The organism is Streptomyces sp. NBC_01013 (assembly GCF_045162765.1).
Taxonomy (GTDB): Bacteria; Actinomycetota; Actinomycetes; order Streptomycetales; family Streptomycetaceae; genus Streptomyces.
On sequence record NZ_CP108687.1, the window covers coordinates 7,694,302 to 7,710,182 of the forward strand.

Below are 15,881 nucleotides of genomic sequence, written 5' to 3' on the forward strand. Positions count from 1 at the left end.
CCGGTCTCCGGAGTGATGTTGAACACCGCTGCGGGTCAGCGCCGGCGACGGCGGCCTCTGCGGGGATTCGGTCCTCGCGAAGTTGCTGGGCGGTGATGGGAGGCCGCGCAGCAGAGGCTGCAGGTGAGGGCGACATACGGTGAGCGATGATGTGCCCTGCCATGGTCGAGTTCATGGGCCGGTGCTGTCTCGGGTCACTTTCGAAACACGCCCTGGTTCTGCGGGCTGCCGAACCAGACGGCGGCGGCCTGCTCGAACGTGTCGAGGTCCGGCGTCCCTCCGCTCGCCCAGGCCACGACGCCGTCGGGGCGCACGAGCACGGCCGTGAATCCGAGGTCGTTGTGCGCCGGCCCCGATGCGTAGTGGATGCGCTCCTCCCAGCTCCCGGCCGCACGTCGCAGTGCGAGGTCGCCGCGGAAGTCGAGCAGCACCCCTCGGCCCTGGCGCGACAGTTCGCCGAGGCGGGTGCCGTCCTCGAAGTGGAAGTCGGGGGCGGAACCGCCGACGAGCGGGTGCGCGCTGCGCAGGTCGTAGCGGTTGAACAGCCCCGCGGTCCTCCGGTACGCGAGAGTCGTTCCGTCCGAGGTGCTGAGCAGCTCGTGGACCAGCTTGCGCAGCGCGGCGGCGTTGGGGCCCGGCGCCATGGCGGCCACCTGGGCGCGTGACCAGTCGAGGACCGCCGCGCCGACGGGGTGGCGCTCGCTCGTATAGGTGTCGAGCAGGCCCTCCGGCGCGGTGCCGCGCACGGCTGAGGCGAGCTTCCATCCGAGGTTTGCGGCATCTGCGATGCCGAGGTTGAGCCCCTGGCCGCCGAGCGGGGAGTGAATGTGCGCGGCGTCACCGGCGAGCAGGACGCGCCCCTTGCGGTAGGCCGTCGCCTGCATCGCACGGTCGGTGAAGCTCGATGCCAGATGCACATCGGTCAGCGTCACGTCGGTACCGGAGACCCGGCGCAGGACATCCTGGAGGTGTTCACGGGTCAGCGGCTCGGACCGGTCGTACGAGCCGCCGTCGAAGTCCATCATGCCCAGGTGCCCCTCGAAGGGGGTGCGCAGGTACATGCCGTTCGGCGTCGGATTGAAGCCGAGCGAGAGCTGTCCCGGGTCGGCGAGGACGACCTTGGCGACGTAGCCGGTGAACAGCGGTTCCGTGCCGACGAAGTCGAAGCCCGCGAGGCCGCGCACCGTACTTCGCCCGCCGTCGCAGCCCACCAGGTACCGCGCCCGGTACTCCTGGCCTCCGGCCGTGACCGCGACGGACGCGTCATCCTGCGTGACGTCCGTGACGGGCGTGCCGCGCAGGATGTCCACGCCGAGCGCGGTGGCCCGCTCGTCCATGACCGTGGTGACTGCTTCCAGGCTGGTCATGAAGCCTTCCATCGCGGGGCTGGGCAGCCGGAAAGGGAGAGCGGACACGTCGATGTCGGCCGCGTCCAGACCCATACCCGCGAAGTGGCTCACGTCGCGGGGGGCTGGCGCCTCGACTGCGTCGGGGGCCGCGCCGACCTTCGCCGCCGCGGCGCCGGAGGCGTTGATCACGGCTCCGAGCAGGCCGCGGCGGTAGAGAGCCTCGGCCGATCCGGCGCTCAGGCCGCGCAATCCGAGCGGAAGCGCGCATCGAGCGGGTTCGCATGCCCTTCCTCGCCCGGGTGTTCTCGGACCAGCCGGAGCCCCTGCCGGTCCGGCCCCCGGCCGGATGGCTTGCCAGGGATGCCCTCGGCACCCGGGACTGCATTCTCCGGTGCCCGATCGGTCTCTGCCCGGACGTGCCCAGTGCGGCCGCTCGTGCGGGCGCGCACCTGGAGCGTGCGTGAGTGCCGCAACGGGCCCGGGCGACCGCGCGAGTGGCGTCCGAGGTGGAGCGTGCTCTTCGCGGGTGCCGGTACATCCTGGGAGACGTCGTCATCACGCGGTCCGGTCCGTCGGCGTGGGCGCGTGCCCACGCCGACGGACCGCGGGCTCGCGGCCCGGTCCGGCTCCCTCAGCCCGCGGCGGCGTTGAGGAGGTCGAGGACGCTCTGCTGGCAGCCGTAGCCGGTGGTGCCGTTGCTGCCGCTCCAGTGCGGGCCGTACTGGTCGAGCGGATTGCGGTCGTGGTCGTAGGCGCTGTTCGCCCAGCGGGTGAGGGCGGGGGTGTAAGGGTGGTCGGACAACTGGTGGTTGAGCGTGCCGAGGCCGCGGACGTAGGCGCCCTTGAAGCTGGGGCCGTCGCCCGTGCAGCTGTCGCCCTCGCCCGGTTCGCGCAGAACGCCGTCCGTTTCGAGTCGCCTGGTGGAGGCGTCGGCCAGTTCGCGTGCGGTTGTCAGGAGGCCGGCGTCACCGGTGGCCCTGTAGAGCTCTGTCAGCGCGCCCAGGACGACGCCTTGGTTGTAGGTCCAGGTGGGCTGGCCGTTGTTGGCGCAGGCATCGGTGAGACCGTCGTTGATCATGCGGTCACCGTTGATCATGCCGCTGCCCCGGAACCAGTTCCACTCGCTCTTCGCCCGGTCCAGATACGTGGTGTCACCGGGGATGCGGTTGTGCAGGGCCGAAGTGAGCCGGAGGTACAGCTCGTTGGTGATGGCGTTCTTGTAGTTTCCGTTCGTGTTCCAGCGGACCCCGCCACCACAGGTGTCGTTCCAGTTCGCATGCATGTGGTCCGCGTCGGCCCGCGCGGTGTTCAGGTAGCGGCTGTCGCCGGTCACGTCGTAGGCCGCGACCCAGGCGAGGCCCCACCACCCCGTGTCGTCGAGATACTCGTTGCGGAACTGCCCTCCCTGCGCGTTGATGTTCTTGTCGTACGTCTCGGCGATGGCGTAGGTGTAGCTGCCCATGCCGCTGATCCGGCTGTTGTCGATGACCGCGGTCAGGGCGTTGGCCGCGGTCCACCAGCCGTTGCCGCCGAAGAGCTTGCTGCTCCGGTCGAACGACATCATGAGCGCGGTGGCTGCCGCGGTGCTCCGGCTGCCCGCGTTCCAGGTGGTCCGGGCCCAGGGCGTGCACGCGATGGGGCCACCGGCCGGCTGCCCGCAGGCCCGGAGGGCTCCGACCCCCTTCGTGTTCCAGTCGTCGACGTTGTACATCTGGGTGCGCCAGCCTGTGCCTCCGGACGGAACGGCGGTGTCGCCGAGGCGGCTGCCTCCGTCCCAGGACCGGCCACCGTCCATGGACCGGTCCAGCCACACGCGGTCGGCCGACCCGCCCCTGTCGATGGATGCCCAGCCCATGGCGGCGCCGTCGTCGAAGTGCAGTGCGACCGATCTCCCGGAAACCGAGGCGGTGACGGGGATGCGGTCCTGGGTGCTCGACGCCGGGTCACGCGCATCGCAGTACGTGTTGCACACGACAGCGGATGCCGCGGCGGCGGCGGAGGGCGTCGACATTCCGCAGACAAGGAAGGAGGACAACGTTGTCAGAGTGGCGAGCAGGGCGGTGGGAACGGACCTGAGTGGCTTCATGGGGGGAGACTCCCGAAACGTTTGGTCACGGTGGGGGATGCTCTGCCGACTGAGGGAGAGCGATTCCTGAAACTAGCCAGGCGCCATGGTCACGTCAACGTGTCGGCCGTACCTGCTCGACGCCCACCGTGGCGGGGCCCGGCATCTTTCTGCGCCGCCGGGTCGTCCACAACCGCTCGGTCCCGGGTCGTGCGGCGGCGCCCGGAGGGTGGTCGGTGAGGTCTCCTCCGGTTCGGGTGCGGGCGCGGCTTGCTGACAACCTCACGCTCTGGAAAAGGAGTTGGGTGCGGGCGGGCCGGGCGTCGGCACTTTGTCCCCCCACAGATAAAAGTTCGAGTCTGACGTGTCAAAGGGGTTTCTGGTTGCTGCGAGAGCCATTACCTTCCTGGTCTGTACCGGATAACAAGGATGCGTTCGCCCAACTCCCTCCCAGGGCGCCCGTGTCCCCGGCGCGACGGCGCGCGCCTGTGCGAGACCCCCAGCCCCGTTGACTCACGGAGGATGCGCGTGCACAGGAGACTTGCCCGGCCCCTCGCGGCGCTCGCCGGCACCCTGCTCGCTGCCGCGGGAGCCCTCACGGCCCAGCAGAGCCCGGCCGAAGCGGCACCGGCAGAACCCGAGTTCCAGCAGGTCACCCTTGCCAAGGGGGTGGCCGAGACCGGTGAGCCGATGACGCTCACGGTCCTGCCCGACCGGTCCGTCCTGCACACCTCGCGGGACGGCACCCTGCGCCTGACCGACGCGGCCGGTACCACCAAGGTCGCCGGAAAGCTGGACGTCTACTCGCACGACGAGGAGGGCCTCCAGGGCGTCGGCGTCGACCCCGCCTTCGCCACCAACCGCTTCGTCTACCTCTACTACGCCCCGAAGCTCTCCACTCCCACCGGAGACGCCCCGGCGGACGGCGCCGCCGCCGACTTCGCCCCCTTCGACGGCGTCAACCGGCTCTCCCGCTTCGTCCTGAAGGCCGACGGCACGCTGGACACCGCCGGCGAGAAGAAGATCCTGGACGTTCCCGCGAGCCGGGGGCTGTGCTGCCATGTCGGCGGCGACATCGACTTCGACGCCCAGGGCAACCTGTACCTCTCCACCGGCGACGACAGCAATCCCTTCGCCTCCGACGGCTACACCCCCATCGACGAGCGGCCCACCCGCAACCCCGCCTACGACGCCCAACGCTCGGCGGGCAACAGCAACGACCTGCGCGGCAAGGTCCTTCGGATCAAGGTCAACTCCGACGGAACCTACTCCGTGCCGGCGGGCAACCTCTTCGCCCCCGGCACCGCCAGGACCCGGCCCGAGATCTACGCCATGGGATTCCGCAACCCCTTCAGGATGACCGTCGACAAGCCCACCGGCACGGTCTACCTGGGTGACTACGGCCCCGACGCGGGCACCGCGAGCGCCACGCGCGGGCCGGCGGGGCAGGTCGAGTTCAACCGGATCACCAAGGCAGGCAACTACGGCTGGCCGTACTGCACCGGTAACAACAACGCCTACATCGACTACAACTTCGCCACCTCTGCGTCCGGCGCCGCGTTCTCCTGCTCGGCGCCCAAGAACACCTCGCCGAACAACACCGGCCTGACCGACCTCCCCCCGGTCCAGCCCGCCTGGATCCCGTACGACGGCGGCTCGGTCCCGGAGTTCGGCAGCGGCTCCGAGTCACCCATGGGCGGTCCGGTCTACCACTACGACGCGGCCTCGACCTCCGAGGTCAAGTTCCCCGAGAGCTTCGACGGCGACTTCTTCGCGGGCGAGTTCGGCCGTAAGTGGATCAAGCGCATCGAGCAGGCCGGCGACGGCACCGTACAGTCCATCAACGCCTTCCCCTGGCAGGGCACCCAGGTCATGGACATGGCCTTCGGCCCGGACGGTGCGCTGTACGTGCTCGACTACGGCACCGGCTACTTCAACGGGGACGAGAACAGCGCGGTCTACCGCATCGAGAACGTCAGCGGCGGGCGCTCCCCGCTCGCCCAGGCATCGGCCGACCGCACGTCGGGCACGTCCCCGCTCGCCGTGCAGTTCTCCTCGTCGGGAACCACCGACCCCGACGGCGATCCACTGTCCTACGCCTGGAAGTTCGGTGACGGCGGTACCTCTACCTCGGCCAGTCCCGCCCACACGTACACCGCCAACGGGCAGTACACCGCGGAGCTGACCGTCTCCGACGGCACCGGCCGGACGGCGACCGCCTCCGTCACCGTCACGGTGGGCAACACCGCGCCCACCGTGAAGCTCGAACTGCCGGTCGACGGCCGGATCGTCGACCCGGGCGCCGCGGTGCCGTTCAAGGTGACCGTCACCGACCCGGAGGACGGCACCATCGACTGCTCGAAGGTCAAGGTCACCTTCATCATCGGACACGACAGCCATGGCCACCCGCAGACCTCGGCGACCGGCTGCTCCGGCACCGTACAGACCATCGCCGACGGCGAGCACGACCCCAACGCCAACATCTTCGGCGTCTGGGACGCCGAGTACACCGACAAGGGAGCGAACGGGCAGCCCGCCCTGACCACGCACGACGAGCACATCAGCCAGCCCAGCCACCGCCAGGCCGAGCACTACGGCGGCTCCGCCGGGGTGTCGGTCATCAGCCACGCCGCCGCGCAGGGCGGCAAGACCGTGGGCAACATCGAGAACGGCGACTGGATCTCCTTCAAGCCCTACGCTCTCGACAACGCCACCAAGCTGACCGCCCGCGTCTCCTCCGCCGGCGCCGGCGGCACCCTCGAAGTACGCGCAGGCTCGCCCACCGGCACCCTGCTCGGTTCCGTGGCCGTCCCCGTCACCGGAAGCTGGGAGACGTTCGCAGACGTCTCCACGAACCTGACCGACCGGCCGGCCGGCACCACCACCCTCCACCTCGTCTTCAAGGGCGGCAGCGGCTCCCTCTTCGACGTGGACGAGTTCACCGTCACCACCTCGGGCACGTCCGGTCCTCGGGAGGGTGCCATCACGGGTATCGGTGGCAAGTGTGTGGATGTGGACGGGGCGGTGTCGGCGGACGGGACGCAGATCCAGTTGTACACGTGCAATCGGACGGCTGCGCAGAAGTGGGTGGTGGGTGTGGACGGCACGTTGCGGGCGCTGGGCAAGTGCATGGATGTCAGTGGTGGTGGTTCGGCGGACGGTACGAAGGTCCAGTTGTACGGGTGCAATGGTTCGGGGGCGCAGAAGTGGGCCCCGGGGGCTGACGGGACGCTGCGGAATCCGCAGTCCGGCAAGTGTCTGGACGCGGAGGGCGTTTCCTCGGCCGATCGCACCAGGCTGCACCTGTGGACCTGCGGCACCGGCGCCAACCAGAAATGGGTCCTCCCCAGCTGAGTGACCCGCTCGACACCGTCATCGGCGCGGAGGGCGCCGGTGGCGGGACCGGCCGCTCCGCTGGGCCGGTGACGGCGGCAGGGCGCGACGCCGAAGCGCCCTGCCGCCGTCCCTCATGGACGCGGCAGCCTGCTTCTCCCGGGAGGCGGCGTCCAACGGCCAGCCGTCTACCAGCACCACCGGCCGGCCCGAGCCGTGGCCCTCGTGAGAGAGCCGGACAGGCGCTGCTTTCTCCTGGCCCACGCTGATGAAGGGCATGACGTTCCCCGTTCCAGGACTACGGGCCAAGGCTGTGCCGTCATCCCCGGCGGGCGCACGACGCCAAGGGCTTTCTCGCGTGGCGCTCTGATCAGCCAGGAGTTGCGGGACAGCCCCAGCACACTGATCTCGGCAGGACGACAGGGTCCTCGTCGGTGCCGGCCACGTCAACGTAGGAGCCCGGGGGCGGGTTTGTGGCCCGACAGCGCACGCGGGCTTGTCGCCGAGGGCACGGGCCGCGGGAGACGGCGTGAATCGGGGGTGTGGGACGTGACCCACCGCGCACAGCGCTGTCCCGGTGACGCAGCGAGCCCCGGACCGGCGGAGATTGCGAAAGTCGTTCTTTCTCAGGGCATGTTCCGTGCCTTCTTCGGACAGATGCGCCCTGTGCGAGCTTCTAGCTTCGGTCGCAGTAAATCCGTTCCGACGAGCGTTGTGAGGGATCAGATGAGGCAGCCTCTTACCTCGACCATGTGCGGGGTGATGGCGTACGTCAGCGTCTCGGAGGGGTTTCCGGTGCCGCTACCCGCGGAGTTGCACTACGACGTGGCCGACCCCTACGCCGTGCGGCTTTCCCTCGGCGCAGGGGAGGCGAGGCCCGTGAACTGGGTTTTCGCTCGCTCCCTGCTCGAAGAGGGCCTGAGCCGGTCCACCGGCACGGGTGACGTGCTCGTCTCTCCCGGTTCCCGTCCGGACTTCCTGCGCATCGTGCTGAGACCCGCCGCGGGTGCGGCACTGGTCGAGATGGCGGTCGCCGAAGTCGCCGCGTTCCTGAGGCGCACCTTCCTGCTGGTCCCCCCAGGTGAAGAGACTTTGCACGTCGACCTCGACCGCGCGGTGGCCGAGCTCATGATCAGGGACGAATGACGGTTCCGCGGCCGATCGGCGGGAGTGGTGTGCCACCGGTCGGTGCGGACTGCGGACTGCGGACTGCGGACTGCGGACACGGCCTGCGCTCACCGCCTTCTGCACATTGCCCACCCTCAAGGGACGAACTGCGCACTGGTCTCACCGCGGAGCCGACTCGGGACAGCCCTTGAGGACCGGTCTTCGCCGCCGACAGCTCCAGCGCCGGTACGACCGGCTGCACGACATCGGAGATGTGAGCCCCCTGGGATTCACGTGACACACCAGGCTTTCCGACCAACCACTCCGGGACACATACGGAGATCTTCGGGCCCTCGGGCATCGCACCTCATCCCTGAAGACGCCGGGAATTGACCGCCCATGCGCAGGTGCTGCCCCCGTAGAGGGGGGAACGGGCCCAGTGCACTGCCGGCAGCCATGCAGTGCACTGTCGGGACACAACGCTTCTCCTGCTCGAAATAGCCTGGCGGCGAAGCAGCTGCGCATTGCCCGCTCCGGGCCTGTGCGGCGAAACGAACGGCTCATTGGAAACGCACCCCGAATGCGCGGGGAAGGGCGATCCGATGCTCTCCGGCTCCGTCGCCTGTTGCTGTTGCTGTTGCTCCAGTCCCTCTCGAAGTTCTCGTTCCGCAGGAGGTTGTCGAAAGGTGTCCACGATGCCGGCCGGGGGGCTGATACCCAGCGCCACCGGTCATGCTGCGGATCTGATCGTCCGCAACGCGAAGATCCATACGGGGGACCCCCGCCGCCCGCAGGCCGAGGCGATGGCCGTCCGCGACGGCGTCATCACGGTCGTCGGTGACGACAAGGACGTGGCCGGCCATGTCAGCGCGACCACGAAGGTGGTCGACGCCCTTGGCCGCCGAGTGATACCCGGCCTCAATGATTCCCACCTGCACGTGATCCGTGGTGGTCTGAACTACGTGCTGGAGCTGCGCTGGGACGGCGTCCGCACGCTGCGCCACGGCCTGGCGATGCTGCGGGAGCAGGCGGCCCGTACTCCGAAGGGCCAGTGGGTTCGGGTGGTAGGGGGCTGGTCGGCCGATCAGTTCGTCGAACGGCGGCTACCGACCGTCGCCGAGTTGAACGCCGCCGCGCCGGACACCCCGGTGTTCGTGCTGCACCTCTACCAGTCGGCGGTACTCAACCGCGCCGCGCTCAAAGCCGCCGGCTACGGCAAGGAGACCCCGGACCCGAAGGGCGGCCAGATCGTGAGGGGCAGGGACGGCGAGCCCACGGGCATGCTGCTCGCCTCCCCGAGTGCTCTGATCCTCTACTCGACCCTGGCCGGCGCCCCGGTACTCCAGGACGAGGACAAGAAGACCTCCACCCGCCATTTCCTGCGGGAGTTGAACAGGTTCGGGCTCACGTCGGCAATCGATGCCGCGGGCGGATTCCAGAATTTCCCCGACAACTACAGCACGGTCGCCGAACTCGCCAAGGCCGGTCAACTGTCGCTGCGCATCGCCTATCACCTGTTCCCGCAGACCGCCGGTCAGGAGGTCGAGGATCTCACCCGCTGGATCGAAATGGCCCGGCCCGAGGACGGGGACGAATGGCTGCGCCTCAACGGGGCGGGGGAGAATCTCACCTGGGCGGCGGCAGACTTCGAGAACTTCGCCCAGCCCCGCCCGGAACTCGCGCACGGCTATGAGTCAGAATTCGAGAAGGCCGTACGTCTGCTGATGGAGAACGGCTGGGGATTCCGGCTGCACGCCACCTACGACGACACCATCCGCCGCGATCTGGCGGTATTCGAGAAGCTGGCGGCGGAAGGACTCTTCCCGGCCGGAAACCGGTGGCTCTTCGACCACGCGGAAACCGTCTCCGCGGACAGCCTGGACCGCATCGCCGCCCTGGGTGGCGCCATGTCCGTGCAGAACCGGCTGTCCTTCCAGGGCGAGGCGTTCGTGCGCCGCTACGGCCCAGGCGCCGCGGCGGACGCTCCTCCGATCCGGGCCATGCTGGAGCGTGGCCTGACCGTCGGCGCCGGCACCGACGCCACCCGGGTCTCTTCCTACAACCCGTGGATCGCCCTGCACTGGCTGATCACCGGCCGCACGATCGGCGACCTGATCGTCCGCCCGCCGCACAACCGCGTCGACCGGCAGACGGCGCTGTCCATGTTTACCGAAGCCGGAGCCGCGCTGACCGGCGAGGCAGAGGTCAAGGGCGTGCTGCGCCCGGGTCACTTCGGCGACCTCGCCGTCCTGTCGGAGGACTACTTCGCGGTGCCTGAGGCGGACATCGTGCACATCGAGTCCCTGCTGACCGTCGTGGGCGGCCGGATCGTCTATGCCGCCGCCGAGTACGAGGGCCTCGACGAGGAACTGCCACCGGTCAGCCCCCACTGGAGCCCGGTCGCGCGCTTCGGCGGCTACCAGGCCACAGCCGCCGGCGGTTCGTCGGGCGCTCGCCAGGCCGAACTGCTCGGCGAGGCCGCGGCGGAGTCCGAGCAGCACCGCCAGTGGCGCGCCCGACGCGGTCTGGCTCCGCATACCGAGAGCACGGTCTTCGACCCCTGCTTCTCGCTCTGATCTCCCGGGGGAGGCCCGGTCACGAGCCGCCTCCCCCGGGACACCACTCTCGCGCCGCGCCGTCCGGCGGACGGCCGCGCTCATCAGCGGACGCGAGTCCGCGCCCCCTTCACGCATGGAAAGGCACTCTCATGGTCAACATCTCCGAGGTCACCGCGGCCCCCGGCCCCGACCTGCTGACCCCCGCGAACTGCGCCGTGCTGTTCGTGGACCACCAGCCGCAGATGTTCTTCGGCACCGGGAGCGGCGACCGGACCGCCATCATCAACTCGACGTTGGGCCTGGCGAAGTCGGCCAGGGTGTTCGACGTCCCGGTGGTTCTGAGCACCGTTGCCGCCGAGTCCTTCTCGGGCCCGATCATGCCTCAGCTGGCCGATGTCTTCCCCGGTCAGAACATCATCGACCGCAGCACCATGAACGCCTGGGAGGACGTCGACTTCGTCGAGGCCGTCAAGGCCACCGGCCGCAAGAAGCTCGTCATCGCCGGGCTGTGGACCGAGGTCTGCGTCGTACTCCCCGCGCTGTCCGCCATCTCCCAGGGGTACGAGGTCTACGTCGTCACGGACGCGTCCGGCGGCGTCAGCCCGCAGGCGCACGAACACGCCATCCAGCGCATGGTGCAGGGCGGCGCCGTTCCCGTCACCTGGGTGCAGGTGCTCCTTGAGCTCCAGCGTGACTGGGCGCGGACGGAGACGTACGTCCCCGTGACCGAAGTGGTGAAGGAGCACGGCGGTGCCTACGGCCTGGGCCTCGTCTACGCGCAGGCTGTCATCGGCGCCCACGCGGCCGGCTGATCCCTTCACCTGAGTACCGACGAAACGCCAGGAACAGGCAGGAATCACGATGGACACCGGACTGTTGGTCCTTCGGCTGGTGGCGGGACTCCTCATCGCCGGCCACGGAATCCAGAAAGTCAGCTTCCGGCTCGGAGGCAACGGCTTGGCGGGTGGAACCGAAGAGTTCCGCCACGACGGCTTCCGCGGTGGCAGAGTCACCGCGCTCGCGGCAGGCAGCAGTCAGATCGGTGCCGGCCTGTTCCTGGCGGCGGGCCTGCTCACGCCCATGGCGGCCATGGCCGCCATGGGCGTGATGACAGTGGCCGGCACCGTCAAATGGCAGCAGGGGCTCTGGGTCCAGGACGACGGCTACGAGTACCCGATGGTCCTCGTCACCATCTCGGCGGCGCTGGCACTCGCCGGCCCCGGCCACTGGTCGCTCGACCAAGCGCTCGGACTGCCCTCCTGGCCCCTGTGGGTCTCCGTCACGGTCATCGTGCTCGGCCCGGCCAGCGGACTGCTCACCCGCGTCGTGCTTCATCGTCCCCCGGTTTCGGAAGGAACAACCCCGTATGCACAAGCTGCTGACTGACGCCGCTCGCACGCTGGCCCCGCCCAAGGGGGACAGACACGGCCCGCTGCCACCGCTCATGCTGGTGCTGACGGTGGCGACCGGTCTGGTCGACGCCGTCAGCTATCTGGGCCTCGGGCACGTCTTCGTCGCCAACATGACCGGCAACGTGGTCTTTCTGGGGTTCGCTCTGGCGGGCGCCGAAGGCCTGTCCGTGCTCGCTTCCCTCGTGTCGATGGCCGCGTTCCTGGCCGGCGCGCTGGTGGGAGGCCGGTTCACCCACCGGTTCGCGGCACACCGTGGGCACCTCCTGGCCGCCACCGTGGCATTGGAGGCGGTGCTCGTCACCGCGGCCGCCGTCACGGCAGCGGCCACGCACAGCGAGGTGAACACGGGAGTCCGGTACACCCTGATCGTGCTCCTCGGCCTCGCGATGGGTCTGCAGAACGCAGCCGCCAGACGCCTGGGTGTCCCGGACCTGACCACGACCGTACTCACCCTGACGTTGACGGGACTGGCGGCGGACTCCACCGCGGCCGGCGGCGCGGCACCCCGGCCGGGGCGGCGGATCCTTTCCGTACTGGCCATATTTTTCGGAGCCCTGATCGGTGCCGAGCTCGTGCTGGGCAGCCGGCTCGCGCTCACCCTGGGGCTGGTGGTGGTGCTGCTCGCGGCTACGTCGCTGGCCGCGTACCGTCTGTCGGCGCCGAACGCGGACTGGACCAAGCCCCAGTCATGAGCGGGGACCGCGACCCTGCGTCCGAGCGCGGGACGCCGCTCCTCACCTTCGTGCCGGGGCGCGGCGCCCTCGTCGACGCCTCCAGCCGACTCCCGTAGTACAGCGGCTCCAGCGCCAGGGCCGTCGTGTCGGCGTTCCGCCGAACCCACCGCGCAGCGTGGCACACGACGCCGGTTACGTGCCGAGAGCCCTGGGCAGCATCCAGGGCTCTCGCTTCCCGCCCGTCCGGCGCTTCGGCGAACGCCATGACGTCACTGCGGAGGGACAGCCCTCAGGAGATTGTGCGCCGTGAACCCGAGCAGCCTGCGCGCGGCCGAGGTGTCGACCGGCGCGGTGCGACCCGGCAGCCGGCTCCGCAGCACGGTGGTGGGGTGGTAGCGGCGCAGCAGTTCCTCCGTCGGATAGGGAACGATGATTTCGGGGGCGCAGAGGTGTACCGCGTGTGCCGCACGGCCGGGCACCTCCAGTGCCAGCAGCGCGGCCCTCGCCGCGTCATGGACCTCGAGGTATGTCCACAGGTCCCTCGCCCCCGCGGCCGGGTCGGCCGTGAGCCGGGTCGCGTGTGCGTGCAGGCGCTCCTCGAATCCGCCCACGTACGGATAGCGCAGGCACACCACGCTCATCCCGTGCCGGCGTGCCACCATCTGCGCTGTCAGCTCGTCGACCTGCTTGGAGAGGCCGTAGGGGTCGGCCACCTGCGAGGTCATCGCCTCATCGACCGGCGCGTACGGTGGGTGAGGATCCGCGGCGCCCGTCCAGGGCAGGCCGGTGACACCCCAGGAGCTCGCCACCGCCGCATGCCGGACCCCGGCCCGGCCGGCCTCCTCCAGGACGGTGAAGGTGGCGAGGGTGTTGCCCGCGAAGACCTCAAGCGCGGTGTTGCGCTCGGGAGTCGGGATCGCCGCCAGGTGGATGACCGCGTCGGCGCCTTCCAGAGCCGCCTGCACGGTCTTCGCATCGGCGGCGTCACCGGTCACGACCAGGCGCGCCGCGAGATCGCCGGGATCATCGAGGACCAGGGCATTCGCCTCGATCTCGCGCTCGTCGAGCAGCGCGAGGACCGCTCGACCGATCCGCCCGGCGGCCCCGGTGACCATCACTCTTGCGACCATCCGGTCACTCTCCCTGCGTCGGTGCTTCTACTGGTAGGCGCGTACGGCGACGACGTGTGCCGATGCCGCCCCGTTGGTGGCTTCGACCACGACCCGGATCGCCGAGGTGGTGACCGGTTTCGCCGGCGTGTGTGTCCCGCGGCGCCGCCGGTTCCGGGCCGCACGGGCGATGACGCGCCAGCTGCCATCGGCATCCAGTGCCTCGACGCGGTAGTCGCGAAGGAGGGTGGGAAGGGTGTCGAAAGGAGTGCGGTGGTGGTGCAGGTTGATCAGGTCCTCGTTGACGTCGTCGTCGGCGATGACCTCGATCCGGCCCAGGACGACCGGTTCGGGCCAGGCCAACTCGAGCCAGGGGGAAGGTGCGTCCGCCAGTGGTGCCGAGACCCACATGTGCGGTCCCGCATACGGGCGGGCATAGCCGTCCGTGGCCTTGGCCGGGGAGTAGGCCGCGGTCTCCCCCGTGCGGAGGCAGAAGGTGCTGCGCAGCAGACCCGTGTCCGTCCACTCGCGCAGCGGCTGCGGCGATTCGTCCGACGGGCGCAGCGGGACGCGCGTGAAGCACAGGACGCCGGGGGTCGGGCGGTCGGAGCGGTGCAGAGTGAGGGCGTCGTTGGCGCGGACGACCAGGAACGCGTTGCGTGGGGTCTCGGGAGACCAGTCCAGGCCCGTCTTGAGCCACTGCCGGGCCCCGGCGGCGACGTGCACAGTGGTGGAGGCGACGAGGCGGCGCGGGACGTAGTTCTGTCCGAGTTCGGGATCGTAGAGATCGATCACGAGCTCGGTGTCCTGGTCGGCGTCGACGAGCAGCTCCACTCCGGAGAGGTCCGGGTCCGCGGCGAGGACGAGTCCGACGTCCGCCGCGAGCGGCCACAGCGCGTCGGACTCCTCGACTGCCAAGCCGGTCAGGGTGGTTGAGGCCGAAGCGGTCGCCCGCAGGGCCAGGTCCTCCTGGTCCGACGAGGCGAGGCCGATGAGCGAGGCATCCTCGCGCAGCAGCACCCGGTGGAGCTCGGATACGGGCAGTTCGCGCGGGGTGACATCCCCGGCGGCGCAGAGGGCCGCCGCCGTGCCGGCCGCCTGGCCGATCGTGGCGCACGTCGCCATGACGCGCGTCGAGCCGAACGCGACATGGCTGGCGGAGATGTTGCGCCCGGCGAAGAGCAGGTTCTCGGTGTTCACCGAGTAGAGGCTGCGGTAGGGGATGTGGTAGACGCCGTCCGCGTAGCGCTGCTTGGCACCGGCCTCGGTGGCGTACATGCCCTGCGGCGGGTGCAGGTCGATCGACCAGCCGCCGAAGGCGATCCGGTCGGCGAACTCGGTCTGGCCGAGGATGTCGCCCTGGTGCAGGACATAGTCGCCGAGGAAGCGCCGGTACTCCCGCTTGCCGGGGATCGAGCCCACCCACTCCAGGCTCATGTTCGCCGCGTCGAACTCACCGGAGTTCTTGATGTGGTCCCAGATGCCGTGGATCACCGACCACAGCTCGTCGCGGATCCGTTCGTTGTCGTGGACGGTGTCGAGCTCGCCGCCGAACTCGATCCACCAGTACGCGCAGCCGTTGTCGCCCGCCTTGATGATGCGGCGATGCGGAATGGAGGTCCGGGTGATGTCCTTGGCGAAGTCCGGCGGGACGAACTTGACGGGGTGACCGACATCCTTCGTATAGAAGAGGAGGGTTGAGCCCAGGGTGATGTCGTCGGCCGTCTCCGGCGCCCATGCCTCGTCGTACTCGGCGCGCGACTCCCGGCCGATGCGGTGGCGGGCGCCCGCCAGGTGCCCGATCAGGCCGTCTCCCGTGCAGTCGAGGAACAGCGCGCTCTCGAAGCGGATCCTCCGCTCCGAGCCCATCATCCAGCCGGTGACCGAGGTGATCCGCCGGGCCTCGTCCGGTCCCTCTGCTTCGACCTCGCGCACGTCGGTGTTCAGGTAGAGCGTGATGCCGGGCTCGGCCCGCACGGCGTCCAGGACCACGGCATCCCAGTAGTAGGGGTTCCCGTCCGGGTTGCGGAACTGGTTCTCCACGAGCAACTCGCCCATGATGCCGCCCTCACGGGCGTGGTGATTCCTGCCGTGGCCGGTGGCGCCGCACACCCAGACCCGGACTTCGCTGCTCGCGTTGCCGCCGAGCACCGGCCTGTTGTTGATCAGCGCGACGGTCCGGCCGAGCCGGGCCGCGGCGATGGCCGCGCAGACGCCGGCCAGGCCGCCGCCGACGACGGTGATGTCGTGCCGTGCGGTTTCATTCCTCATGTC

General features: G+C 69.7%; 10 protein-coding genes. 6 read left to right on the forward strand and 4 right to left on the reverse strand.

The window, feature by feature from the left end:
• Positions 1-194: 194 nt before the first annotated feature.
• Positions 195-1,697: an FAD-dependent monooxygenase gene (locus tag OG538_RS33425; protein ID WP_406100407.1), complete on the reverse strand. Its 1,503-nt coding sequence runs from the start codon at positions 1,695-1,697 to the stop codon at positions 195-197.
• Between the two features lie 283 nt (positions 1,698-1,980).
• A complete protein-coding gene (locus OG538_RS33430) occupies positions 1,981-3,435 on the reverse strand; it encodes a glycoside hydrolase family 76 protein (RefSeq protein WP_406099280.1) in 1,455 nt (484 codons plus the stop codon).
• A 507-nt stretch (positions 3,436-3,942) separates the two neighbouring features.
• Here OG538_RS33430 and OG538_RS33435 point away from each other — a divergent pair.
• The 6 genes from OG538_RS33435 (at position 3,943) to OG538_RS33460 (ending at position 12,516) form a co-directional block, all read left to right on the forward strand.
• Positions 3,943-6,768 carry a PQQ-dependent sugar dehydrogenase gene (locus OG538_RS33435; RefSeq protein WP_406099281.1) on the forward strand — a complete coding sequence of 942 codons (2,826 nt, stop codon included), beginning with the start codon at positions 3,943-3,945 and terminating at the stop codon, positions 6,766-6,768.
• A gap of 705 nt (positions 6,769-7,473) precedes the next feature.
• Entirely contained in the window at positions 7,474-7,893 is a 420-nt protein-coding gene (locus OG538_RS33440) for an SsgA family sporulation/cell division regulator (RefSeq protein ID WP_406099282.1), read from the forward strand.
• A gap of 656 nt (positions 7,894-8,549) precedes the next feature.
• Entirely contained in the window at positions 8,550-10,430 is a 1,881-nt protein-coding gene (locus OG538_RS33445; RefSeq protein WP_406100409.1) for an amidohydrolase, read from the forward strand.
• Positions 10,431-10,561: 131 nt separating this feature from the next.
• A complete protein-coding gene (locus tag OG538_RS33450; RefSeq protein WP_406099283.1) occupies positions 10,562-11,224 on the forward strand; it encodes a hydrolase in 663 nt (220 codons plus the stop codon).
• A 49-nt stretch (positions 11,225-11,273) separates the two neighbouring features.
• A complete protein-coding gene (locus tag OG538_RS33455; RefSeq protein ID WP_406099284.1) occupies positions 11,274-11,798 on the forward strand; it encodes a DoxX family protein in 525 nt (174 codons plus the stop codon).
• Positions 11,779-12,516, forward strand: coding sequence for a YoaK family protein (locus OG538_RS33460; RefSeq protein WP_406099285.1), 738 nt, complete (start codon positions 11,779-11,781; stop codon positions 12,514-12,516). Before OG538_RS33455 ends, OG538_RS33460 begins: the two co-directional genes overlap by 20 nt.
• 251 nt (positions 12,517-12,767) lie before the next feature.
• Here OG538_RS33460 and OG538_RS33465 read toward each other — a convergent pair whose 3' ends face one another.
• On the reverse strand, positions 12,768-13,628 hold the full coding sequence (locus OG538_RS33465) for an NAD-dependent epimerase/dehydratase family protein (RefSeq protein WP_406099286.1): 861 nt from the start codon (positions 13,626-13,628) through the stop codon (positions 12,768-12,770).
• 27 nt (positions 13,629-13,655) lie between these two features.
• Positions 13,656-15,878: an FAD-dependent oxidoreductase gene (locus OG538_RS33470; RefSeq protein WP_406099287.1), complete on the reverse strand. Its 2,223-nt coding sequence runs from the start codon at positions 15,876-15,878 to the stop codon at positions 13,656-13,658.
• Positions 15,879-15,881: the final 3 nt, after the last annotated feature.